This window comes from Vibrio sp. 03-59-1, from assembly GCF_013114135.1.
Classification (GTDB): Bacteria; Pseudomonadota; Gammaproteobacteria; order Enterobacterales; family Vibrionaceae; genus Vibrio; species Vibrio cortegadensis.
In genome coordinates, this window is sequence record NZ_VTYA01000001.1 from 24,689 (window position 1) to 49,686 (window position 24,998).

Genomic DNA, 24,998 nt, shown 5'->3' on the forward strand with positions numbered 1-24,998 from the left:
AGTAGATGCTTCCTATATAACACTAACCTCACAGTATTCAGCAAAGAAATGAAAATATAGGGTGACCCGACGACCAGATCTCCTTATCATTTATTGCTCAACGTTAAAAATGGAAATTTAACTCACATCAAGCCGATTCCAAGGCTTTGACGCTGTGGTTTATGGCGCAATGGTTTATGACGCGATGGTTTTAACACAATAGCTTTAACGCTAAAGTTAATGCTGAAATATCCGTTAAAGCGTAAACTTACCTTAGAGATAAAATTCCAGCTAAAACAGGAAAATCAACTATGATTCATGAAACTAAAACAATGGAAGTACCTGTAGCAATCGTCGACAGAATACAAACGTTGATTGATGCTTTCGAAGCAAAAGAAAAGTTTAACGCAGAACGTAAAGTCGTCGTGAACAACCTACTTGCAATGGATAACCTTAGCTGCGAGATGGCAGTGTATAGCTTGGTTCAAGATGAACTATTAGACACGCTACGATTTGTATATGAGTTATCTGGCACAAATAGTTCGTTCATTAAAAAGCTGCTCACACAATCGAGAGAAAACCCAACAAAAGCGCTATCTGATGCGCAACGATCAGCGGCAAAAAGTATGCTATTTAACTTGCTGAATGATCCTTCCGTCATTTCAGAAATGAAATAACTCTCCAATTTTGAATTCATCGGGTTTAGTGCACACGTCTATAATGCACTAAACCTTAAAGCACTAAACCTTAAAAGCACTAAACCTTCGCTCTTGAAGCCTTCAAGCTAGAGAGTGAAAAACCGGTTACCAACATTGTTCCTCCAACAACAAAAACGGTTCCAATAATGGTATTGAAGCCTATCGTTTCGCCTAAGAATAAGTTCCCCCATAAAATACCAAACACTGGAATAATAAAGGTCACCGATAATGCGGAAGCAGGCCCAACCTCGGTAATCAATCGAAAATAGAGCAAATAAGCAAGCCCAGTACACATAACACCCAGCATAGTAACGGCAATTAATGTATCAGTGGTCAGTGGCGCTTGTGTTGGGAAAAGTGGGAGTAACGGCAGAACAATGATGACCGCTGCCCACATGCTTCCATGCGCATTGTTAAAAGCCGGAACGGAAGGTGCATTCTTAGCGTAGTTAGTTGCGATACCATAGCAACACGCTGCCATTACGCCCGCAGCGATAGGAAGCATCGCGCCTTCGCCAATTTTCACCGCATCCCAGCCAACTAAAATTGCACAACCTACAATCCCCATAACTAAGCCCATTGACTTATTTCTAGTTAATGCATCTTTTCGCCATAACACACCAATGATGGCCCCCCAGATCGCTGCTGTTGAATTCAAAATAGAGAGTGTTGAAGCGTTCAGTGTCTGAGCGGCATAGGCAAAGAGCAAAAAAGGCGCCGCTGTATTAAATAAACCAATAATGAAAAAGTGCTTATAGTATTTTCTGAACGCTAACTTTCGCTTCAGATACAGCGAAATCAAGAATAAACATATCGCCGCGAGCGCAACTCGAACCTCAATCAAAACAGCCGCTCCCATTGATGGAGCAGCAATACGCATAAAGAGAAAAGACGCCCCCCAAATAGCAGCGAGCGTTATTAGGCGAAACATATTAGAGAGATTCATAAGTTCAGATACCATAAAACATGTATTTGTTAAGATATTGTAAGTTAGTATTAATGAGCAACGAATACAATACTTATCTGGGCTCACCATGCACTTAACTAAGAATCAAATCATCATGTGGCTACTTTTAATGCTGAGCTAACGAATAAAAACATCATAAATAAACTCAAAAACCTATCTATTGACCATGATTTCGGTGCTCTAAAATCGTCTCGATTTTGAGACTTTGTACATTATAGCTATTAAATAACACATTAAAACAGAAACAAATAATGAGAACCTGGCTAAAACAGTGGCTCTAGATTAATCGTTATTATAAACAATCCCTTACAGAAAAATTCATTCAAGCATAAAAGCAATTAACGTTACTTTCTAAAACTAAAGTTTACCGTAAATTTAAATACTAGTATTAAAGTCCAATATTAGTATATTTATTTTTTACATTTAAATACATAAAGATAGATACATAAATTGCAAAACCTTCTCGTAAACTTCAAATTATATTTAATTCACACTTAGAATATGAAATATTGATATGGGTTTCTATATCACCTATACCATTATTAAAGAATGTCAGGGCAATGTCATAAAATAAAGCAACCTCATCATTACAAATACAATAAGAAGCGCTTACATCATGGTTGAATACAATTTAAATAGACCTAAAGAAACACAAATAAGAGGCACTGCACAAGTGAATCATCACTTCGGGAAATGCGGTACCTATCGAGCAATGAAAAGAAGCCGTGGACTTGCCATCGTTGAATTCTCAATTGTTGCTAGCTTTTTCTTCTTACTTATTTTTACAGTGATTGATTTAGGTATCTATGGCTACGTAAAGCTCACCATGCAACATTCTGTAAGGGAAGGGGCGCGATATGCCGTGACAGGGCAATCCAATCTAGACCCTGATCTTCTAGGTAATCGAGAAGCGGCTATCTTGCAGAAAATATCCACATCATCCGATGGCCTCTTATCGAAAGTAATGAATGTGGATGATATTAGAGTCGAAGATACTTCTGGCAATGCAGTCACTGGGTTTGGAAGTTCCGGAGAGATTATTGCCATTCATTTGGATTGTGAGTGGCCTACAACCAGCCCCTATATCTATCCTTTCCTCGATGACGGAAAATACAAATTCACCGTTAGCGCCGCTATGAAAAATGAAGCATTTTAGGTGTATATATGATGACATTACCAAAGTATCCACAAAAACAAACTGGATTTGCAGCCATTGAAATGACTCTAGTGACACCTGTGTTTATTTTATTAATTGCAGGAGCGGTCGAACTCACTCAAATAATCCAAGCCGATCACATTATCATCAGTATCAGCCGTGAAGGTGGCAACATCGTATCTAGAAGTAGTACCGAAACACCTCAAAAAATAATGGATACCATTGCCATCACCGCTGGTCCATTAGATTTAAGTAGTGATGGAGCAATTTATATAACATCAGTAACAGGCAAGCAGAATGAATTACCCTATGTCAGCAGTCAGTATAAATGGAATCAAGCTGGTTTTAATAAAAGTAGTGATATTTGGAGTAATTGCGGCGATTGGGAAGCGGATGGGGCTTGTGATATTTCTCAAGCCAATCCTCCTACGCTTAATAACTTTTCGTTAAATTTAGATGATGGAGAATCGGTTTATGTGGTGGAGGTTTTCTACGATTACACTCCCCTCTTTAATCTGGTATTAGATGCTAATTTCACACTTAGTGATGTCACTTATATGTAGGACTTGGTGCGATGATTAACCGAAAAAAAACAACTAATAAGCGCTATAGCAAAGGACTTGTCGCTATTTTAACCGTCATTTCTTTACCTTTTATATTGCTTATCGTCGGTCTGGCGATCGATACAGGTAAAGCCTATGTGGTGAGGTCAAAACTGCTCGCGGCTGTCGATGCTGCCAGTATTGCCGCAGCTAGGGCCGTCGCAAATGGGGAGCAAGCAGGAACAACCGCAGCAAACAAATATTTTACCGCTAACATGCCACCCGACTTCTATGGTGCAACATCCCGATTTGATGGGGTAAGTTATGCCTATGACACTTTCGGTAATATATCCATTGATGTAGACGCGTCATCAGAGATCTCGAATGCATTTTTATCTTTTATCGGATTTAATTCATTTAAACCAACGGCAGTGGCTCAGGTCATTCGTCGTCCTGTAGATTTAGTGCTTGTTATTGATAACACAACATCATTGAGGCTCGGCAGCATCGGAGATGTCACCCAAGATGTTGTCGACCGCTCCAAATCATTTGTGGAAAATTTTCATGAGTCTTTTGATCGAATTTCGCTGGTAAAATTTGCTTTTGGTGCTGAAGTCCCTGTTCCTTTTACTGCCGCTCGTGGTCATAACCGTACAAGCATACAAACCCAAATTGATGCGTTTAATTTCGGCAGTAGTTCTAATGCACAATACACCAACGCATCCGAGGGATTCTATGCAGCACTGAATGAACTACGTAATGTTTCCAATCCTGCAAACCTTAAAGTCATTGTCTTCTTCACCGATGGTGCGCCTAATACTTTTGCCTCGCAATTTTCTCTTACCGATGGAAATGACTACATAGGATCGATTCGCTCTAGTGATGGGTCGAGAGGGACTCCTAGGGGCTTGTGGAAACACGATTCGATTGCAACTAAGCTATCTGGAAATGGCTACGAAGGGAGTAATATTGATGACCACTTGGTTGAACTACCTGATTACTATACCGCCCATGATTCAACCGCAACTGAATTCAACATCCTAAACCCGGATCATCCAGTACGACCTGTAAGCCAATACAACCGCTATGCTCACTCTGCGAATAATCTGTATCAACGAGTAAATCGTGTTGCTAGGAATCTAGTTGAAGACATGGCAACCGCAGCTCGAAATGAAGACATTTATGTATTTACACTCGGTTTAGGGTCGTCACTCACATCTTCATCAGGGCCAGATAGTGAATTCGGGGAAGATCTATTATTGCGAATGGCAAACTCTCCTGCACTCTTAAATGATCCGGATTTAAGTAGCGATTTTCACTCTGATCAGTTACAAGGTGTTTATTGTCATGCGGTCGATGAAGGAGCTCTAGGGCCATGCTTTGATGAAATGCTGGATGTAATTATTAGGCTAACTATGTAGGTCATCTGTTAATGATCCGGTGGGCGTGATCATCGACAATGCCTAAGCAATATTGAATAAAGTCGATTCAATTTCAATACGAATCAACTTCATTCAATAGTCATACGTTGATCTTAAAGCTGAGGCTTAAAACTTAAAGCCGACTTTAATTGATGCCATTGTATTTTCTAGTGTAATACCATCATCTTGGCCTTCAAACTGCGTTAGTTCGAGACCGGAATAAGCACCATTAGGTGACTGGTAAGTAATGCCCAATCCGTAGATAAAATCAATACCACTCAAAGAAGTTGCACCTGGAAGATCAGCATCCCAAGACACAAAACCACCTTTTGCATAAATGTCGATTTCATCGATTAGCGAATATGAAATAACAGGTGCTAGCGTGATCATACTAAGATCCGCCTCCATGCTAGTATCATAGTCAAGCGTGGTAATATCAAAGGCAACGTTCACACCAAACTTAACTTTATTCGTTTCTTCATCAGATATTGGGCGAAGAGCAGTGTACTCAATACCATATACGTTACCTTTATCATCCGCGCTACCCGAGATCCCACTTGCACTGGCAGTTTGGTCCAAACGGCTGTATTTAATACCAATTTTATGTTCAGTTTCTGTAGGATCTTGTGCTTGTACAGCACAGCTCATACCCGCTAAAAGCAATAGTGGAAGACATTTATTCATTTTATTTTTTCCAGTAAGTAATACATAATCTTACATATGCAACAAAGGCAAGGAGTATATACTAGCAAGTGAGTGGATAACACCCATTTACAATATTACTTTCACGTAAGCTACTGCCACATAACCAAAATAGCGGCAATAGCGATTAAAACCAGTGCGAGCATGTCTTTTCTGCGAATGCCCTCTTTCAGCCAGAAGAATGAAATCAGCATGGTGAAAAAGACTTCAACCTGCCCCAATGTTTTCACTAATGGAACCGTTTGAAGTGACATTGCGCTAAACCAGCCTAATGAGCCAACAAAGCTAGCAACACTGGTCATGATGACGAGTTTAGACTTAATGAACATTAAACTTAAGGTTCGTCTATCTTTTAACAGCATATAAGCTAATAAGATCAGAGTTTGAAAGGAGATAACGAAGAATAGGACCCAAGCAGCACGATGAGGAAAAGGCAAATCAAGAGTGAGGCTTGCCTCTCTAATCCATAAAGAGGTCAACGCAAAAGAGGTACTGCATGCTAAGCCTATAAGTGCCGTTTTCAATGAAATAGTACGTATACCATTCGAGCAACTAAGCATAAACACGGCTATGCCCCCAACGATAACACCCGCCCAACCAAACATCGAAAGAGACGTCCCAAAAAATAATACGCCTAAAATTGCCGCAACTGGCGCTTCACTTTTTGCAAGACCAGCGCCAATGGCAAAATTCTTCTGTTTGAATAGAACCACCATTAGCGCAGTCGCTAAAATTTGCATCACTGATGCACCAAAGATAAATAGATACGAGCTGATATTAAGATAGGGCAATGCAACCGGCTCAAACCAATATAGGCACACTAAATAAAAAGCGGCAAGCGGGCTTGCCCACAAGAATCGCGATAGCGTCACACCAATCACATTCATCTCTTTACTGAGCTGACTTTGAAAGGCATTGCGCCAAGACTGGCTAAATGCGGCTAATAACGTAAAAAATATCCAGGTCACGATAATCCTTAGTAAACACCATTCACCCTTATCTATGAATTGTGCCGATTTGAGTCGAAAATTCCCTAATAACTTAGTCTGTCGCTTGTGAAACCGGATGAAACTCTAAGCGTCCATCCACCACTAAGTAACAATCCATTCCTGCGGCATGCGCGGCCATTTTGCCAAGATGAGTATCCTCAAAGACCACGCATTGTGTCGATCCTAGCGCTAACTCTTTTGCTGCTTGCAAGAAAGTATCAGGCGCGGGCTTATGATTGTCGACATCAGTAGCGGAAACCATGGCGTCTAACCTATCTAACAGCTGTGCTTTTTTGAGTAAACGAGTCGCGCTTTCTCTTTGACTTCCCGTTCCTACCGCTAGCTTTTTCTTACCAAGATTGTCTAATAATATCTGGTATGTACATTCAATCACTTCACCATGATGCTCCAAGGCAGCAAAACTCTGCATTTTGAATTTAGAAACCTGCTTAGCATCTAAATTCAGACCATACTTTTGGTTCACTTGTCCGATAATTTTAAAGCTGGGCATTCCCCCTAGGCTATGCAACCAATCCATATCAAATGGAAATTCAAACTGATTGGCTGTTTTCTCCCACGCATCAAGGTGCGCAGGCATAGTATCAATGAGTGTGCCATCCATATCAAAGATCAAACCTTGATAACTACTAAGATCAATACTCATATTTACACCTATTAAAAACAAAGTTGTACTACCTTAGCGAAGATTAAGTAGAATGTATGGGATTTTTACTAAGGCCCTCTCTATCTATGCTTCAAATATCTAACGCCGTCACAATTCAAAGCTGGGAAATCCAACTCACAGCGATACGAGCCCAAGGTGCTGGCGGACAAAATGTCAATAAAGTGTCGAGCGCCATCCATCTTAGGTTTGATATCCACCATTCAACGCTTCCTGATTTTTACAAACAGAGGTTGTTAGCTTTAAAAGATCAACGCATCACTAAAGAAGGTGTCATCATCATTAAAGCGCAGCAATATAGAACACAAGAACAAAATCGTGACGATGCCCTAGCTCGCTTAAAAGCATTAGTCATCTCTGCAACCACCGTTCAAAAAAACCGACGTGAAACCAAACCAACTCGATCTTCACAACGGAAGCGACTCGATAAAAAAGCACAAAAAGGCGCAACGAAAAAATTAAGAGGAAAGTTAATTTAGCTTTTTCTTATTTATCATACTGTTAGTTGCAAGTTTCATTATTGTGACTTTTGTTTGTCATAAATTTGTAACATTAATAATAATAAACTCAATTAGTCTTACTGTATGGAAAGACCTATGAGTGTAATGCATTAGATATAAATTTATAAAAACAAGGAAGTATGATGAGTATAAAGCAAAAGCTATACCTGTTAGGTGTTATCGCTATTTTAGGCGTTCTTTCCTTACTTTTTGCAACCAACAGTTTCGTTCGGACTTCCAATGAGTTAACCCAAGCCGCTAAGCTTGTTGATAAGCTAGAAATTCGCTTACTCAACTTAAGGCGAAATGAAAAAGATTTTTTACTTCGACACGATCTCAAATACCTCGATAAGTTTTCAAAGAATATTAATACATTCCTGAGTTTGGAAGACGATCTCACCTCAATTTTAACTCAGCAAAACCTCCCTTCGAGTAGTCAATTACGCCAAGATATTCTCAAATACCAAGCAGGATTTGAAAAGTTAGTCCATGCACAAACAGTTCTTGGATTACAGGAAGATACGGGCCTACTTGGTCAATTTTCACAAGAACTAGAAAGTGTAGAGAGCCAAGCAACTGGAGATCAATTGCTAAATCTGATCCATTTTAATACTAAGGTACTGCACGGAGAGTTCGATGGCTCTTTCCTAGTTGGTATTAACTCAGCGCAGCTACGTAAAAACGCACAACAATTAATCGCTCAAAAAATAGTGGTCGGCCTAAAATACAATACAGGTTTACTTGGAGACACTCGTGCACTCTCACATGCTGTTGAGGAGCAATTTAAAGCGTTTTCGAAAGCGTTAACGACTGAATCTAACTCTCAAACCAACTCTCTTAACACCATAAAAAATATCATTAGCGGTTCAGTCTTACTCATTATCATCCTATTTATCTGGCAAATATCTCGCTCGATTAATACCCAGGTTCAACGGTTACTATTGGTTATTCGACGTATATCTGAAACCAACGACATTGGAATGAGAGCCGATTTAAAAGGAAAAGATGAATTGGTTTCAGTCGGACTTCACTTCAATACCCTACTCAACAAGATCGAGGACCTGGTCTCTGGCTCTCAAGAAAAATCTCACCAATTGACCAGCAGCACGAATAACATGCAAGTCCAACTAGCAGAGGTCATTGAGCAATTCAATGTTCAAGCCGATCACACCACAACCATGGCAACGGCAGTGCAAGAGATGGTCGCAACCATCAATGAGATTTCAGAAAGTACAACGATCGCCGTAGAAGGGGTACAACAGGCAGCAGGTAATGCCGAAAATGGACGAGTAGTGGTTGAATCAACCGTTACGAACATTGGGCAACTCTCTTCAACACTATCGAGCAGTCAACAATCCATCGGTTCACTCAATAGTCATGTCGATAAAATCGGTGGAGCGGTTCACATCATCCAAGAAATTGCAGAGCAAACTAACCTATTAGCCTTAAATGCCGCGATTGAAGCCGCACGAGCGGGCGAACAAGGGCGTGGATTTGCTGTGGTAGCTGATGAAGTGCGAGCGTTGGCCAGCCGAACTCATCAATCAACGGAAGAGATAACCAATGTGGTCTCTGCAATTCAGAGTCAGATGTCGACAGTTGTTGCTGATATCGAACAATGCAATACCCAAGGTCACGAAACCCTCGCCGCGTCAGAGCAATTAGACAATAGTTTGCAACAAATCATCAATGATATGGGCTCGATACAAGCCAACTCTGAACGTATTGCCTCTGCGATTGAAGAGCAAGGGATTGTGATGAATCAAGTGAGCGAATCCATTACAGAGCTCAACACTATCTCAGATAACAACATGCACTCTGCCCAGCAGTGTCTCACCGAGGTAAACACGGTGTCATCTCAAGCAACGGAGATGGATAATGCCGTCGCGGTCTTCAAAACACATAAGTGATCGAAGGCCTATTTATATTAATCAGCCAAAATTGAACTTTGCCCAACTCATTCAATATCATGTGACAGAATTATTTGGGTCAAAGCTGAGAATAGTCTAACTTTGATGTATGATGATTCAATAAGTTAGAAGCGTATTCACGCAACAATAAAGGCAAACACAATGATATCGAAATGGGCAAAACGTTTTTTTCAGATGGCTGAACTCGTTGGTTCATGGAGTAAAGATCCATCAACACAAGTGGGCGCTGTGATCACAAAACACAATCGTATCGTCTCTGTCGGCTTTAATGGATACCCTCATGGCATTTCAGACAGTGCTGAAACAGACGATCGTGAAATGAAATTGCTGAAAACACTACACGCAGAAGAGAATGCCATCCTTTTTGCTAAACGTGATTTAGACATGTGTGATATATGGGTAACGCACTTTCCATGCCCAAACTGCGCGGCGAAAATCATTCAAACAGGCATTACTGCAGTTTATTGTCCTGAGCAGTCAGAAGACTTTCTATCTCGCTGGGGTGATAAAATCAAGATTAGCCAAGATATGTTTCTGCAGTCCGGAGTGAAAGTTATTTGGCTACCCATCAGTGAACTGAGTGAAGAGTAACCGAACAATTAAAGCGGTGACCGCATACACCGATATTTAACCCTATTTTTTAGAGCCTGCCTATTTGTGGCAGGCTTTATTTTTGTCTAATTACTTTCCGGTATTTATTCACCCTACCTATGCATGTCTGACCGCGCGACCATTTAAGCATTTCAAAGACGAACTTCTTTATTGACGAATAATTTGCATCATTAACATCCAATCACTCACACTCAATAGCCCATTAGAAAACTACGATGTTGCAACCAAGGATTGAACCAGAGTCACACATTGGACAGCATAACGTTTATTGACTTTCTTATAAATGAGACTACTCATCAGTAACACACCAAAACAGTGTGCTACTTCACCTTATTACTATTTTATAAAAAAAAAGAGCACCAATAATTGAGTGACTATAAGCATTACTCTATTCTGTGGGATTAGAGAATTAATACATTGATAGATTATATGCTTATTCGTTTACTGACTGCTCGCACTCTTTCGATGATGATGTTTGTCGCGTTTTCTCTCGGCAGTGTGTTTTCTTCATCCGCGATGATTCTTGATGAGTACCAATACGAAAATTGGACAAGTCGAGATGGATTACCCCATAACAGTATCAACGCAATCACTCAGACTGATGATGGCTATTTATGGTTTGCCACATGGGAAGGCATCGCTCGATTTAACGGACAAGAGTTCAAGCATTTCACCCGCGGTTCTGAAAGTGGATTAGTCGATTCTGGCGTACGAGCATTATATTCAGATACGTCTGGAGGATTATTGGCAGGAGGCGCTCGTGGAGGGCTCGTCTATCGAGAGGCTTATCACTGGTCTTCACTACCAACTATTAAAAATCTAATCAACGCCGTCATTAAACAACCCGACGGTGGAATATGGATTGGTCTTAGTTCTGAAGGACTTATTTTCAGAGCAGAGGCTAATGCTGATAATCAACTCATCCTTCCTAACCTCACCGTTTACCAACTGTCCTTTCGTAAAAATGGGGATCTGCTAGCCTCAACAAGTCGCGGGTTGTATATCATCTCTGGCAAGGCCGTCGAAAATGTCAGTGAGTCTAGTGGGCTCGGTAATACCACCGTTTACTCAGCGGTTGAAGATGATCAAGGTACTATTATCTTGGGCGGAAAAAATGGCGCATGGCAATATAAAGATGGCCGTCTTTCCCGAATACATGAAGCATTGAATCGTTCGATCGTAACTAAAGTCATGATCGACGAGCAAAAAGAGCTGTGGTTTGGTACTCGCAGCCAGGGCGTTTTTCACTACTTCAACCAGCAAATATCGTCTTTTTCTGAACAACAAGGTTTATCCCATAACCATGTTCTTTCACTTTATCAGGATCGTGAGAAGTCCATTTGGATTGGGACAAACGGTGGGTTAACTCGTTTGCGGAAAGCTCCATTTAACACCTGGGATCAGTCCAAGGGGTTATCTGGCAATTACGTTCGTACCGTACTCGCAAACGGTTCTGGTAAAATCATTGCGGGAACGAGCAATGGCCTCAGCGTGGTTGAAGGTGACAAAGTTACCAAATACAGTCCTAATTCAAGCAGCCAAACTGCTCAAAAACAACTATCAGTACTGAGCCTAGCGTCAAGATCAGCAGGTGGAGCTTGGGTAGGGACTTACTCAAAAGGTCTATATCTCTTTGATCAAGGAATATTACAACCTCACTTCTTACCTTCTTTACCGACGAAACAGATCCGTTCCGTTCTGGAAACTTCAGAAGACGAACTATGGGTAGGAACTACAGCAGGGCTAGTTAAATACTCACCTGATGGAAGCTATAAACTATTTACTACTCAAGATGGTCTACCTGACAACTATATCATGGCATTATCCACCGATACTCTTGGTCGAGTATGGGTTGGTACTGGGGTTGGAGTCGCCATTATCGAGAATAACATCGTCGCTACTTTAGACCTCGACCCTCTTGATAAAGCCCAATACGTTTTCGGTTTCTATGCAGAAGAAAACCAAATGTGGATGACAACAGATCGTGGTTTAATTCGCTATCGATTCTCTGATAAAGATTTAAGCTTAGTCGGTAAAAGACACGGACTGCCCATCGATAAACTCTTCCAAGTTCTCGCTGACTCCAACGATTATTTTTGGTTAACGTCAAATCGAGGAATTTGGCGAATATCCCAACATGATGCCAACGCAATCGCGGATGGAACGGCTGAGACACTAACATTTGAGCATTACAACGAACTAGATGGTATGGCAAGTGCGCAGCTCAATGGTGGCTCAAACCCAGCAGCTACGATCGACTCTTCTGGTCAACTTTGGTTTGCTTCTGCGCTTGGCGTGACAGTGACTCACCCACAACGATTCAAGCAGTTAGTTACGCCTACGTTTCCAACGGTTATCGAAAGCGTCATCAGTGATCAACATGAACTTGATCTATCAGATGAAAAAGCCTCTATCTTGCCAGCAGGTACACAGAGAGTCGTCTTTAACTTTGTTGGACTAGGTTTTCAATCATCTCAGCATATTCGCTACAAAACAAAACTCGAAGGGCTCGATTCTGATTGGATAGAACGTGGCTCCCAAGGAATATCTGAGTATACAAACTTAGCTCCGGGCGAGTACAGGTTTGTTGTCAACGCCTACTATTCCTACCACCAAAGTATGCTAAACGAAGCCAGTTATTCATTTACTATCCTGCCTCACTGGTGGCAAAGAGCGAGTATTCAATTATCTATTTTTGCCGGGTTTATTCTTATGATTGCTCTCTCATTCCAATGGCGTGTTAGCCTATTACAGAAATCTGAAATGAGACTCACCTATGAAATAGAGCAAAAAACAAAAGCGCTACAAGTGCAAGCGACTGCATTTAAGAAACAGGCAGAAGAGGATCAACTAACGACCTTACCTAATCGCCGTGCATTTGATGACTGGATTAGAAATACAATCGACCCAAGTGGTATCGAATCACCTAGCACCAAAGCTAATAACATCAAAACTAATAGCATCGAAACTAATAGCATCGAAAAGAACTTCTCTATCGTGATGCTCGATATCGATCACTTTAAAAGGATTAATGACAACTTCGGCCACATCATAGGCGATGAAGTGTTAAGAAAAATTGGTCAATCTCTCAAACCATATATACAGGAAGATTGTTTCATTGCTCGTTGGGGCGGCGAAGAGTTTGTCATTGGCACGATTGGTTGGAAACCTTCAGAGGTTTACGATTTTTGCCAACAACTCAACCAGTTAATTAAGCATTTAGACTACTCAACAGTAGCAGATAAACTCTCTACGACCATCAGTATTGGCATTGTAAACGCCTCGACCAGTCACGATTTTGAAGATTTACTACGTATCGCAGACGACGCTCTGTTTCAGGTAAAACACTCAGGTCGCGACGGGATATACGTGTGTGAAGAACCACAAGAGCAAATCACCAGTCATGTTTAAAATCCATTAAAAAGGGATCCTAGACAAGGATCCCTTTGATGCAGGTCGATACTATCATCATTGATATTATCGGCTGTTTTTTGGCTTCGATTGTTATCTTAAGCCTCTATTAAGGTCTTAAGCTTCTACACCTTTCAACATATCTAGAGCCACAGCTTCTGCAATCTTAATACCGTCAATGCCAGCGGATAAAATACCACCAGCGTAACCAGCACCTTCACCACCAGGATAAAGACCTTGAGTATTAATACTTTGGAAATCTTTGCCTCGTTTGATCTGCACTGGAGATGAAGTACGTGTTTCTACTCCAGTCAGCATTGCATCTTTACTGTCGAACCCACGAATTTTCTTAGCGAATGCAGGCAATGCTTCACGAATAGCTTCAATTGCAAAATCTGGTAATGAATCCGTTAGATCGGTCATTTTCACGTTTGGCTTGTAAGATGGCTCCACCGCTTCAAAAGGTTTACCTTTACCCGCAGCTAAGAAATCACCCACCATTTGTGCAGGTGCATCGTAGTTACTGCCACCCATGATGTAAGCGTTTCGCTCAAGTTTACGCTGTAGTGCTACACCTTGTAGTGGATCGTTATCAAAATCTTCAGGAGAAACACCCACCACAATCGCACTGTTCGCATTACGTTCACTACGTGAATATTGGCTCATGCCATTAGTTACAACCGCATGCTCTTCAGAGGTCGCAGCAACAACTACACCGCCCGGACACATACAGAAGCTATATACTGAACGACCATTTTTACAGTGGTGAACAAGTTTATAGTCTGCCGCGCCTAACAATGGGTGACCTGCGTTTTTACCAAAGCGAGCTTGATCAATCATCTCTTGCTTATGTTCAATACGAAAACCGATCGAGAAAGATTGCGCTTCTAAGTGAACTTCTTTGTCGTGCAGCATTTGGAAAGTATCACGAGCACTGTGACCGATGGCAGCCACAACATGGTTACTGCTTATCACTTCGCCACCGTTTAAAGTCACGCCAGTTACTTTTCTTGCATCACCCGAACCTTCGATGTTGATCTCTTCCACACGAGTTTCAAAACGAATTTCACCACCAAGTTCGATGATTTTACGGCGCATTTTCTCAACCATAGTCACTAACTTGTAAGTACCAATATGTGGTTTGCTTACATAGATAATTTCAGAAGGAGCACCCGCAAGTACGAACTCTTGCTTCACTTTTAAGCCTAAAAAGCCTGGATCTTTCACTTGGCTGTATAACTTACCGTCAGAGAATGTACCCGCACCGCCTTCACCAAACTGAACGTTAGACTCTGTATTCAGTTTGCTAGTACGCCAAAAACGGAATGTATCTTTTGCGCGTTCATGTACTGATTTTCCGCGTTCTAATACAATCGGTTTGAAACCCATTTGCGCTAAAATTAGTGCCACAAATAATCCACATGGTCCCATACCAATCACGATTGGACGCTCAGTCAAGTTCGCTGGTGCATTCGCAACGTATTTGTATTCTGTATCTGGAGAGACACGTACATTTGGATCTTCAGCAAACCCTTCTAACAGTTTGTCTTCATCCACATTTTGCAAAGTAACATCTAGCGTGTAGATCAGCGTAATTTGGTTCTTTTTTCGTGCATCATAACCACGTTTGAATACATGGATATCAACCAGTTGTTGTTCAGTTAAAGATAATGCTTTTAATACATAATCTTGTAGTGCATTTTCACTGTGATCCAGCGGTAATTTTACTTGGTTGAGACGAATCATAATTCACCTGATAATTGGACGAAAAAATAAGCGCGTAGTTTACGTGATCTATCTCAAAAATGTAATAACATTGTCACGTTAAAACTAATGGGATGACTGCTTAAGATTTTCCGTATATTTATCTCTAATTACCCATCGAAAAGATCGACCAGATTAGTCATTTATCCCCCGCACTCTCCGTACCAAGTTCATATCCATATCAAAAATTATCCAACGAGTAATAGCCATTCCACAACCGCTATAACAAAACATACCAGGGCCGCGCTTTTCCAAAGTATCACTGGATTAGTTGTCGTTAATGGGCTCTTCTTCATTTCTTTGATTAACTGAGCGTTCGGAATTGAGAGATCCGCAATAAACTCACTCATCACCTGATAACGTTGCTGGGTGGATGGATGGCACGCTTTTTTGAACGTTAAATCGAGCCATAAAGGGATGTCATCTCGCACTGTCCTAGCAGATCGATAATGCCATTTTTGATGCCGAGCATGAGAAATAGACTGGGTATTTATTTCTTTATACGGCAAAGTGCCTGTTAACATTTCATAACCGATCACCGCCACTGAAAATAGGTCGCTAACGGTAGTCACCTCTTCACCCGCCAAATACTCTGGCGCAATATAGTTTGCGGCACCTAGAGGAAATTCATCGGAACATAACCCCATAGCTTCGGTTAAACCCATGACTCTAGCGCTACCAAAATCGATTAATTTAATGCGACCATTTTCGGTGATCATGATGTTCTCAGGCTTTAGATCACGATGCACCATGTCTAACCTTTGCATGACTCGAACCGCTTTGACGATTTCAGCCAGAATCAACCGCACAGACTGAATGGAGGGCATTGGGTTATCATAAATCCATTGTCTTAGGGTGACCCCATCAATTTGCTCATAAAGATGATAGATAAATTTAGAGCCTTCTGGCTTAGGATAGACACGCATGATTCGTTCACTATTCATTTGCGACCCAATCCAATACTCGTGGCTAAAATTCGTTAATGCGGCTTGATCATCAATATAGCTAGGAGGCAGAGCTTTAAGAATAAACCGCTCACCAGTTCCCTTCTCGATGACCTCGTACACATAGCTTCGACTGCTCTCATTCAAAATATTGACCACCTTGAAACCATCGATGGTGTTATTCACTTTCAACGCTGGGGGAATCGCACAATCAAGCGTCTTTTTATGTATATCGAGGGCCGACTTCATTGGGAGTTCAGTTACGCTGACAATCAGACTCGTCGCATTATCTTGGCTATTTGAATTGAGCGCTTCTTGGCATAAGGTTTGAGCCGTTTTTTCTGGGTTGTGATCTCCTTTTTCAAGCCGTGCTGCTATTTGATCTTGAGGTAGGTAGTCATGCACACCATCAGTGGTCAGAAGGAAAAGATCACCGACCTCTAAGCTGAGGGATTGGTAATCCACGTCAAGCCTATTATCGATGCCCAACGCTCGCGTTAGATACCCCGAAGTTCCAAAGCTCATGCGCTGGTGATCACGAGTTAATAGCGTGAGTTCTCCTCCCCTGAACCTATAGATTCGGCTATCCCCGACATGGAATATATGCGCGGTATTCGACTTGAACACAATAGAACTGAACGTTGTCACCAATCCGTTATGTGGTAAGTTCGAGTTTGGTTCACCGTTCAGCGTGCTTTGGCTGGTTCTGCTCAATTTGTTTGATTGAATAAGTCGGCTATGATCATGGCTATGGTCGCGCTCACTTTGAGTAAAAAGCCATGTATTGAGCGCTGTTAATACTTTCGTTACCGATCGCTTCACACTCCAACTATCTGGCGTCGCATAGTAATCATTCGAAAATTGCATCACGCTAGTATGGCTAGCTTTCTGCCCTTGCTCGCTACAACTCACACCATCAGCAATACAAGCAATGCTGCCTTTAAAATCGAGCTCAGTTCTACTGCTTGGATACTTAACCAAAAAAGCATCTTGATTCTCATCTCTACGACCTTGCAGCGAGCATCCACCATAAGTGAGCAAGAGTGTACGATTTGAGTCTGGCAATAAACCGTCCATTGATTATCTCTCCAAATGCTTTGCCATCACTTTTCAGTTGAAAAAGCGAAAGCCCTAAACACAGAGCTTTTGCCGCCACCATTAATGCGAAACGTTAATCAAGGTTACGCTTCCATCTTCATTGACCTCGGCAATTTGGCCACTAGGCTCTTCCATGAGCATTAGGGTCGCAAACCCCACAACCGCGGTTCCGGCTATCACAAAGAAGAAGGTTTGATAATCCACAAAAGAGAGAACCGTGAGATAGACTACCGCCCCTACATTTCCGTAGGCTCCGGTCATACCTGCGATTTGTCCGGTCATACGGCGCTTAATCAGTGGAACCGTTGCAAATACCGCCCCTTCTCCTGCTTGAACAAAAAACGAACATGCCATTGCCGCAACAACGGCCAACCACAATGGCCATTCGCTGTTAACTTGCCCCATCAAGAAATAACCTACTGCCAATCCAGCAGTGAGGATCAATAGTGTCGGTTTTCGGCCAAACTTATCCGAAATCCAACCTCCACCAGGGCGAGACATCAGGTTCATAAAAGCGTATGCAGAGGCAACCATACCAGCCATAACAGGGGTTAATTCAAAGGTATCGAGAAAGAACAGAGGAAGCATGGATACAACAGCCAATTCAGAACCAAACGTTGCAAAATAAAGGATGTTCAATACGGCCACTTGCTTAAATTTATACTGATGAGCTTCAGATACGGGCGTAGTGAATATCGACTTATTTACTTTCCAAACCTGAGAAACTTCGTAGCAATACAAGGCGATTAATCCAATGTAGATAGAATCCACAACCACCGCTGATATCATTCCAATCCCACTTGGTGACAACTTCCACGCCAACAGGGCAAGAGCAGCATACATAGGAATTTTCATCACTAATAAGAAGAAAAAGTCCCCTTTTGATGTCACTTCCATCGCCGTTAAATATTTAGGTCTGAAGTAGGTCGATCCTTTTGGGGTATCAGTAACATTGGCGTAGAAAACGTACGAGAATACTAAGCTCATTAAACCTGTAATTCCAATGGCATAACGCCACCCTTCTTCCCCACCAAAGATCAATGCTACCGTTGGCAGAGTAAATGCCGCCGCCGCCGAACCAAAATTACCCCAGCCTCCATATATGCCTTCTGCCGTCCCTAATTCATGATGAGGGAACCACTCCGAAACCAGACGAATTCCTATCACAAAGCCGGCACCTATAAATCCTAATAGAAAACGAGCAATCGCCGCTTGAATGAAGGAGTCGGCCAAAGCGAACATAAAACAAGGAATCGAGCAGACGGCCAACAACGTGGAATACACCAGCCTAGGGCCATACTTATCGGTGAGCATCCCTACCACGACTCGTGCTGGAATCGTGAGGGCGACGTTCAAAATCAGTAAAGTTTTGATCTCCTCATTACTCAACCCAAGTGACGTTTTTACCATTTGCAGTAGCGGAGCAAAGTTAAACCACACGACAAAAGTGATAAAAAATGCCATCCAACTCAAATGTAATATTTTCATCTTGCCAGTGAACTTCATCAGCGAAAATGTTGTACTTTCCATAGCCATTTCTTCCTGTATTAAGCTGCCATCAGCAATTGAACTTGAACGTTTTCACCCACCACTCGAACTTCAAATCGTTCCAACTTGTGTTGAGGATCCTCTAAACATATTCCGGTATTCAAATTAAAGTGCTGCTTGTAAAGCGGTGACGCAACACAAGGCTCACCTTGGATGGAACCCATGATCCCACGTGACATGACGTTTGCCCTTCCGATTGGGTCATAATTTGAGAGTGCATACAACTCATCACTACGCCTACAATAGAAAATAGCGACTTGCGACTCTTCAACCTTGGCGCAAATGCCAGTATGCGGAACTAAATCTTGAGTGGTACATACCGTTAGCCAGTTATCCATAACCTTCTCCTAATCGACTTGAATTTTGTTTTTACTTATCTCAATTTCATTTTTGTGATTGTGATTGTGATTGTGATTGTGGCGACTTAGCGATCACACCTCTACAACATCAATCCTTTTCTCTAAAGCGGTATTGGGTTTGTGTTCGGAACGGGCTTGATGTTCAGAGTTGGATTGGTGACCGATAGTCGGAAACCTTTGTTGACGCTGAGTTACAAACTTCAAGTTGTCATCCACCTCTTCACTGTTAATAAAGTGCTGGAAACGCTTTAGCTTCTCAGGGCTCTCAATAGTCGTTTTCCACTCACATTGATATTTGCCAATATTTGCTGCCATCTCTTTTTCCAGATCGGGCGCCACATTCAATTTATCCTCAATCACAACTTGCTTAAGGTATTCCAAACCACCTTCTAGGTTTTCGAGCCACACCGATGTGCGTTGAAGGCGATCAGCGGTACGGATGTAGAACATGAGAATCCGATCGACATATTGGATCAGTGTCTTTTCATCTAAATCGATGGCAAAGAGATCCGCATGACGTGGGCGCATCCCACCATTACCACACACATAGAGATTCCAACCCTTATCGGTCGCGATAAGACCAATGTCTTTTGACTGAGCTTCTGCGCATTCACGAGTACAACCAGAAACAGCAAATTTAAGCTTATGAGGGGAACGTAAACCTTTGTATCGATTCTCTATATCAATCGCGAAACCAACACTATCGGCAACGCCATATCGACACCACGTACTGCCAACACATGACTTCACCGTTCGGACTGATTTTCCGTAGGCGTGGCCTGTCTCAAAGCCCGCATCCACCAGCTTTTTCCAGATGATTGGCAGCTCATTCAGCTGTGCGCCAAAAAGATCCACTCGCTGCCCACCCGTGATCTTGGTATATAGATCGAACTCTTTTGCCACCTCGCCCAGTACGATCAGCTTATCTGGGGTTATTTCACCACCAGCAATACGAGGCACCACAGAGTAGGTTCCGTCTTTTTGCATATTCCCAAGATAAATATCGTTGGTGTCTTGAAGTTCAAGGTGCTTATCTTCTAAAACATAATCATTCCAGTAAGAGGCGAGAATGGAACCCACGGTCGGCTTACAAGTTGCACAACCCAGCCCCGAACCGTGGGACTCCAGCAAAGTATCGAAACTCTTGATTTGGTTAACTCGAATAATGTCACTCAACTCTTGTCGAGAATAAGCAAAATGCTCACAAACATTGTTGTTTACTTCGACGCCAAGATTGCTCAATTCGCAGTCTAATACCTGTTTGGCTAATGCCGCACATCCCCCACAACCGGTTGACGCGTTGGTCGTCTCTTTCAGTGCTGCCATTGTGGTACACCCAGCAGAAACGGCCTGCTTGATGTCTCCTTTCGTCACATCGAAACATGAGCAAATCACCGCCGAGTCAGGCAATGCCTCGACCCCAATACCTGTCGAAGAATCATCCGCGACATTAGGTAAAATCAGAACCGCTGGGTTTGCAGGTAACGGCATATTATTTTGTTTTAGTTGAAGTAGTGTGCCGTAAGCATCGGCATCACCAACTAAGACTGCACCGACAATTTCAGACCCATCAGCAGACACAATTAACCGCTTGTAAACCTGTTCGATCTCATCATGATACGTGTAAGATTGCGCCCCTTCGGTTTGACCATGAACTTCGCCAATACTCGCGACATCAACTCCTAGCAACTTGAGCTTGGTACTCATATCCGCGCCAGTAAATTTAAGATCATCACTGCCGTCAGACAGAATATGTGTCGCAGCCACTTTCGCCATTTGATAACCCGGGGCGACTAAACCAAAGATTTTTTGTTCCCAAAGCGCACACTCGCCAATCGCATACACATTCTTCAGGTTGGTTTGACAGTCGTCATCAATCACAATGCCTCCACGTTCACCAATCGTAATTCCAGACGTTTTTGCCAGCTCATCTTGCGGTCGAATACCAGCTGAAAAAACGATCATATCGGTTTCCAAATGCGTTCCATCAGCAAAGTTCATTCGATAGCGAGACGTTTCCCCAGCCACAATTTCACTGGTCGCCTTTTGGGTATGAACTTTCACCTCTAAATCTTCAATTTTACGGCGTAGTAGGGCCCCACCTTCCTCATCCAGTTGTACCGCCATCAACCGTGGTGCAAATTCCACAACATGGGTTTCCAAGCCTAAGTTTTTCACTGCATTTGCAGCTTCCAGCCCTAGCAATCCGCCGCCTATCACCACCCCACTTTTGCTCTCTTTACTTGAACGTTCGATTGCGTCCAAATCATCAAGGGTTCGATAAACATGGCAGTGCGATTGGTCATTGCCGGGGATAGGAGGAACAAAGGGAAATGAGCCTGTCGCGAGTATCAACTTGTCATAATGCTCCACTCGCCCACTGGCTGTGATCACCTGATTATGGGCCGTATCCAGTGAAACAACCTTGTCATTGAGGACAAAGCTAACTCCATTTTCTTGATAATACGTTTCATCGGTTAATGCCAAATCGTCAGCACTTTTACCGTTAAAATAAGCGGTTAACTGCACTCGGTCATACGCCAATCGCGACTCTTCGCTGAACGTAATCACATCAAACTGCTCCGAATCAGCAGCGATAATTGTCTCTATGAATTTGTGTCCGACCATTCCATTGCCGACGACTACAATTTTCTGCTTCTTCGTGCTTTCATTTGGCGTTTTTCGTCTATCTAGATTGAACTCGCTCATATTTAAATCCTTTAAAATTAAGCTGTCTTCATGTTGCTTTAAAATGCAAAACTGACATTTCTTTGTATTTCTCATAGAGCAAAGAGAGTGCCAACCACCGAAGGGCTCGAAAAATAAAGATACGAAATCAATATAAAACAATAATTTAAACAAAGTTCGTTAATACCTATGACAGGAAAAAAAACATTAAATAGAATGTAAACGCTCTCTTTTGAATCGCTTTGGTGCAAATAGCCACCAAAACAGTGCGAGAAACAGATTTTATCTAAGCTTATGTCTCCCTACCTCAAAATTAACTTTTAAAAATAATTATTAACTCGTTGTTTTATAAAAGATAAAACCCATATCCCAAATGCAAAAACTCAACACTGTAAATGGCTCATTTTTTGCTCTACAAACAAATAGCCTTTAAAACGCTCAATTAGGATGAGGTACGTTTAATGATGATTAACGATGGATGGGTTAAAACAACATGCGCATATTGTGGAGTCGGCTGTGGAGTTGAAGCGAGACCAAATGCGGATGGTCTGCTCGATATTCGAGGTGATAAGCAGCACCCATCAAACTATGGAAAACTGTGTACTAAAGGAGTGGCTTTAGGCGATACGGTGATTACTGATGGTCGATTACTTTCCCCCACTCGCTTTGGCACAAAGAGCTCGAATGATGGTGCAGATCTTAGCTCAAATTCAACAAGCTCAAACCCGTCACGCACTGCTGTTGATATGGACTGGAGCGAAGCAACTCAACTGATTGCCGACAAATTTCAGCAAGCCATAACTGAATTTGGTGCCGATGCTGTCGCTTTCTATGTTTCTGGCCAGCTACTCACGGAAGACTATTACGTGGCCAACAAATTGATGAAAGGATTCATTGGTAGTGGCAACATCGACAGTAATTCTCGCTTATGCATGGCTTCTAGCGTAGTGGGTCACAAACGGGCATTCGGTTCCGATACCGTTCCGATTTGTTACGATGATCTTGAACATGCAGAGTTGGTCATCATCACTGGTTCTAATCTTGCTTGGTGCCATCCGGTTCTATTTCAGCGACTTCGCAGCGCCAAACAGAATAATCCGCAGTTAAAAATCGTCGTGATTGATCCAAGAAGTACAGCTACGTGTGAGCTTGCCGATCTACACCTTCCAATACAATCAGGATCGGATGTCGCGCTGTTTAATGGCTTATTGAGCTATCTTTATCAGCACAATAAACTCGATCTCGAATATATTAACCAGCATACCGACGGATTTGAGCATGCTCTGGAGTCGGCACTGCAACACAAAGACCTTTCACAACTAACGGGGCTAGCCTCCTCTGTGATCGAGAACTTCTACCATCTTTTTTCGAATTCAGAGAAAGTCATCACTGTCTATTCGCAAGGCGTCAATCAATCTTCCCAAGGCTCTGACAAAGTGAGCAGCATTTTAAACTGTCACCTTGCAACAGGAAAAATAGGTAAAAAAGGCTGCGGACCTTTTTCTATCACTGGCCAACCGAATGCGATGGGCGGAAGAGAAGTTGGAGGGCTTGCCAACATGCTTGCGGCACATATGGAATTTAACGACCCTAACCATCTCCAAATCGTCAGTGACTTTTGGCAAACGGATAATCTTGCGACTCAACCGGGCTTAAAAGCAATAGATCTCTTTGATGCTATGGAAGCCGGGAAAATAAAAGCAATTTGGATAATGGCAACTAACCCAGTGGTTAGCTTGCCCAACAGTAAGAAAATTCAATCCGCATTGGAGGCATGCCCATTTGTCGTCGTTTCAGATTGCATTGCAGATACCGAAACCACAAGGTTAGCGGACGTGATTTTACCCGCGCAAGGCTGGAGTGAAAAATCAGGTACAGTCACAAACTCAGAGCGTCGAATTTCGAGACAACGCCGTCTTTTTCCTAGCCCCGGACTCGCAAGACCTGATTGGTGGATCATAAGCCAAGTCGCAAAAAAAATGGGGTTTGCCAAAGCGTTTGATTACCTGCATGAGGGCGAAGTCTTTAAAGAGTATGCACGTTTAACGGCGGTTGATAACACAAAAGGAGAAAATAGAGGTCTGACATTGTCTGGTTTAGTTGATTTGGATACGCATGAATACAACGCGCTTACTCCACAACAGTGGCCAGTGCTGAAGAAACAAGATCACATCATCCACCAGCGTATGTTTAGTGACCATCAATTTTTCACACCGAATAAAAAAGCGCAATTCATTGCCACGACACACGCATCGCCACTCAGCCACCTTAATGCCGAGCATCCACTCATTCTAAACAGCGGAAGATCGCGAGATCATTGGCACACGATGAGCCGTACTGGCCTATCCGCTCGTCTATCTGAACACTCGCCCGAGCCATATGTCATGATTCATCCTGAAACGGCTAATCGACATAATATCAAGCCTTATGACATCGCAACGATTTACAACGATCACAATCAAATTCAAGCACGCGTCGAAATATCCTCGACTGTTGCTCCTAAACAACTATTCATGCCAATTCACTGGAATAACACCACGGCTAAAAACAGTAAGCCTTGCGATCTTATTCTACCTAACGCCGATCTCGATTCTGGACAGCCAGAGTTTAAACATACTCCTGTCAACATCAAACCTTGGTATTATCGATGTGAAGCCCTGTTTATCAGTAAACAAACTGTGGATCTCACCGAATGTGATTATTGGGTGAAACAGAAAGTCGACAATGGTTACCTCTACCGAATTGCTTCTTTGCAAGACCCGCTACAATTAACTCTGACTTTAAGCCAATATCTCACCACAAACCCAGAAAAAACACTCTCACAACATGGGGGGCAGCACTCGCCATACCGTCTGGCAACCATCAAATCACATACCATTCATAGTGCCTTTGTCGTTCAGGAGAAGATTTCAGATGGAGATAAAACATGGCTACAAGATCTATTTGCGACTACAAAAGATAATGCTGAGGAACAATTTTGGGGGGTTAAAGTATAGATAATTGAATC

General features: G+C 42.3%; 18 protein-coding genes. 9 read left to right on the forward strand and 9 right to left on the reverse strand.

The features are described 5' to 3' along the window. The first annotated feature begins 290 nt into the window (after positions 1–290). Complete coding sequence (locus F0249_RS00125; protein WP_017053460.1) at positions 291–656, forward strand: hypothetical protein; 366 nt, start codon at positions 291–293, stop codon at positions 654–656. A gap of 79 nt (positions 657–735) precedes the next feature. Here F0249_RS00125 and F0249_RS00130 read toward each other — a convergent pair whose 3' ends face one another. After that, the gene (locus F0249_RS00130) at positions 736–1,623 is read right to left on the reverse strand and encodes a DMT family transporter (RefSeq protein ID WP_171755465.1); all 888 of its coding nucleotides are present in this window, start codon (positions 1,621–1,623) and stop codon (positions 736–738) included. Between the two features lie 733 nt (positions 1,624–2,356). Between F0249_RS00130 and F0249_RS00135 the strand changes: the two genes are divergently transcribed. From F0249_RS00135 to F0249_RS00145, 3 genes are read left to right on the forward strand one after another with little or no spacing between them, the layout of a single operon-like run. Beyond that, on the forward strand, positions 2,357–2,800 hold the full coding sequence (locus F0249_RS00135; protein WP_040887258.1) for a TadE/TadG family type IV pilus assembly protein: 444 nt from the start codon (positions 2,357–2,359) through the stop codon (positions 2,798–2,800). A gap of 8 nt (positions 2,801–2,808) precedes the next feature. Continuing rightward, a complete protein-coding gene (locus F0249_RS00140) occupies positions 2,809–3,363 on the forward strand; it encodes a TadE/TadG family type IV pilus assembly protein (RefSeq protein ID WP_017053463.1) in 555 nt (184 codons plus the stop codon). An 11-nt stretch (positions 3,364–3,374) separates the two neighbouring features. Beyond that, positions 3,375–4,763 (forward strand): pilus assembly protein TadG-related protein, encoded by a 1,389-nt coding sequence (locus tag F0249_RS00145; RefSeq protein WP_017053464.1) that lies wholly within the window; start codon positions 3,375–3,377, stop codon positions 4,761–4,763. A gap of 126 nt (positions 4,764–4,889) precedes the next feature. On the opposite strand, the gene F0249_RS00150 is transcribed toward F0249_RS00145, so the two are convergent. From F0249_RS00150 to F0249_RS00160, 3 genes are all read right to left on the reverse strand, one after another. Next, positions 4,890–5,447, reverse strand: a complete 558-nt coding sequence (locus tag F0249_RS00150; RefSeq protein WP_171755466.1) for an outer membrane beta-barrel protein — start codon at positions 5,445–5,447, stop codon at positions 4,890–4,892. A 110-nt stretch (positions 5,448–5,557) separates the two neighbouring features. Then, positions 5,558–6,433, reverse strand: coding sequence for an EamA family transporter (locus F0249_RS00155; RefSeq protein WP_171755467.1), 876 nt, complete (start codon positions 6,431–6,433; stop codon positions 5,558–5,560). A gap of 73 nt (positions 6,434–6,506) precedes the next feature. After that, positions 6,507–7,118, reverse strand: a complete 612-nt coding sequence (locus F0249_RS00160) for a beta-phosphoglucomutase family hydrolase (RefSeq protein WP_171755468.1) — start codon at positions 7,116–7,118, stop codon at positions 6,507–6,509. 86 nt (positions 7,119–7,204) lie between these two features. On the opposite strand from F0249_RS00160, the gene arfB reads away from it, so the two are divergent. The 4 genes from arfB (at position 7,205) to F0249_RS00180 (ending at position 13,590) form a co-directional block, all read left to right on the forward strand. Further along, entirely contained in the window at positions 7,205–7,615 is a 411-nt protein-coding gene (arfB, locus tag F0249_RS00165; protein WP_017053467.1) for an alternative ribosome rescue aminoacyl-tRNA hydrolase ArfB, read from the forward strand. Between the two features lie 164 nt (positions 7,616–7,779). Then, positions 7,780–9,546 (forward strand): methyl-accepting chemotaxis protein, encoded by a 1,767-nt coding sequence (locus F0249_RS00170; RefSeq protein ID WP_171755655.1) that lies wholly within the window; start codon positions 7,780–7,782, stop codon positions 9,544–9,546. A 162-nt stretch (positions 9,547–9,708) separates the two neighbouring features. Next, positions 9,709–10,158 (forward strand): dCMP deaminase family protein, encoded by a 450-nt coding sequence (locus tag F0249_RS00175; RefSeq protein WP_017053469.1) that lies wholly within the window; start codon positions 9,709–9,711, stop codon positions 10,156–10,158. A 450-nt stretch (positions 10,159–10,608) separates the two neighbouring features. Further along, entirely contained in the window at positions 10,609–13,590 is a 2,982-nt protein-coding gene (locus F0249_RS00180; RefSeq protein ID WP_171755469.1) for a diguanylate cyclase, read from the forward strand. 117 nt (positions 13,591–13,707) lie between these two features. Here F0249_RS00180 and F0249_RS00185 read toward each other — a convergent pair whose 3' ends face one another. The 5 genes from F0249_RS00185 to nirB all read right to left on the reverse strand — a co-directional run bounded on the left by F0249_RS00185 (position 13,708) and on the right by nirB (position 22,012). Next, positions 13,708–15,336 (reverse strand): NAD(P)/FAD-dependent oxidoreductase, encoded by a 1,629-nt coding sequence (locus F0249_RS00185; protein WP_171755470.1) that lies wholly within the window; start codon positions 15,334–15,336, stop codon positions 13,708–13,710. Positions 15,337–15,542: 206 nt separating this feature from the next. Then, positions 15,543–17,375: a bifunctional protein-serine/threonine kinase/phosphatase gene (locus F0249_RS00190; protein ID WP_171755471.1), complete on the reverse strand. Its 1,833-nt coding sequence runs from the start codon at positions 17,373–17,375 to the stop codon at positions 15,543–15,545. Between the two features lie 81 nt (positions 17,376–17,456). Continuing rightward, positions 17,457–18,926: a NarK family nitrate/nitrite MFS transporter gene (locus tag F0249_RS00195; protein ID WP_171755472.1), complete on the reverse strand. Its 1,470-nt coding sequence runs from the start codon at positions 18,924–18,926 to the stop codon at positions 17,457–17,459. Between the two features lie 17 nt (positions 18,927–18,943). Continuing rightward, positions 18,944–19,282 (reverse strand): nitrite reductase small subunit NirD, encoded by a 339-nt coding sequence (gene nirD / locus F0249_RS00200; protein WP_171755473.1) that lies wholly within the window; start codon positions 19,280–19,282, stop codon positions 18,944–18,946. Positions 19,283–19,375: 93 nt separating this feature from the next. After that, the gene (gene nirB / locus F0249_RS00205; RefSeq protein WP_171755474.1) at positions 19,376–22,012 is read right to left on the reverse strand and encodes a nitrite reductase large subunit NirB; all 2,637 of its coding nucleotides are present in this window, start codon (positions 22,010–22,012) and stop codon (positions 19,376–19,378) included. 443 nt (positions 22,013–22,455) lie between these two features. Here nirB and F0249_RS00210 point away from each other — a divergent pair, with 443 nt between their 5' ends. Beyond that, positions 22,456–24,987: a molybdopterin oxidoreductase family protein gene (locus F0249_RS00210; RefSeq protein WP_171755656.1), complete on the forward strand. Its 2,532-nt coding sequence runs from the start codon at positions 22,456–22,458 to the stop codon at positions 24,985–24,987. Positions 24,988–24,998: the final 11 nt, after the last annotated feature.

Excerpts from the sequence above, each read along its gene's own strand:
- F0249_RS00150 (WP_171755466.1), bottom strand. The coding sequence starts at position 5,447 with ATGAATAAATGTCTTCCACTATTGCTTTTAGCGGGTATGAGCTGTGCT.
- arfB (WP_017053467.1), top strand. The coding sequence starts at position 7,205 with ATGCTTCAAATATCTAACGCCGTCACAATTCAAAGCTGGGAAATCCAA.
- F0249_RS00175 (WP_017053469.1), top strand. The coding sequence starts at position 9,709 with ATGATATCGAAATGGGCAAAACGTTTTTTTCAGATGGCTGAACTCGTT.
- F0249_RS00145 (WP_017053464.1), top strand. The coding sequence starts at position 3,375 with ATGATTAACCGAAAAAAAACAACTAATAAGCGCTATAGCAAAGGACTT.
- F0249_RS00140 (WP_017053463.1), top strand. The coding sequence starts at position 2,809 with ATGATGACATTACCAAAGTATCCACAAAAACAAACTGGATTTGCAGCC.
- F0249_RS00190 (WP_171755471.1), bottom strand. The coding sequence starts at position 17,375 with ATGGACGGTTTATTGCCAGACTCAAATCGTACACTCTTGCTCACTTAT.
- nirD (WP_171755473.1), bottom strand. The coding sequence starts at position 19,282 with ATGGATAACTGGCTAACGGTATGTACCACTCAAGATTTAGTTCCGCAT.
- F0249_RS00125 (WP_017053460.1), top strand. The coding sequence starts at position 291 with ATGATTCATGAAACTAAAACAATGGAAGTACCTGTAGCAATCGTCGAC.
- F0249_RS00135 (WP_040887258.1), top strand. The coding sequence starts at position 2,357 with ATGAAAAGAAGCCGTGGACTTGCCATCGTTGAATTCTCAATTGTTGCT.
- nirB (WP_171755474.1), bottom strand. The coding sequence starts at position 22,012 with ATGAGCGAGTTCAATCTAGATAGACGAAAAACGCCAAATGAAAGCACG.
- F0249_RS00170 (WP_171755655.1), top strand. The coding sequence starts at position 7,780 with ATGAGTATAAAGCAAAAGCTATACCTGTTAGGTGTTATCGCTATTTTA.
- F0249_RS00180 (WP_171755469.1), top strand. The coding sequence starts at position 10,609 with ATGCTTATTCGTTTACTGACTGCTCGCACTCTTTCGATGATGATGTTT.
- F0249_RS00195 (WP_171755472.1), bottom strand. The coding sequence starts at position 18,926 with ATGGAAAGTACAACATTTTCGCTGATGAAGTTCACTGGCAAGATGAAA.
- F0249_RS00210 (WP_171755656.1), top strand. The coding sequence starts at position 22,456 with ATGATTAACGATGGATGGGTTAAAACAACATGCGCATATTGTGGAGTC.
- F0249_RS00130 (WP_171755465.1), bottom strand. The coding sequence starts at position 1,623 with ATGAATCTCTCTAATATGTTTCGCCTAATAACGCTCGCTGCTATTTGG.
- F0249_RS00185 (WP_171755470.1), bottom strand. The coding sequence starts at position 15,336 with ATGATTCGTCTCAACCAAGTAAAATTACCGCTGGATCACAGTGAAAAT.
- F0249_RS00160 (WP_171755468.1), bottom strand. The coding sequence starts at position 7,118 with ATGAGTATTGATCTTAGTAGTTATCAAGGTTTGATCTTTGATATGGAT.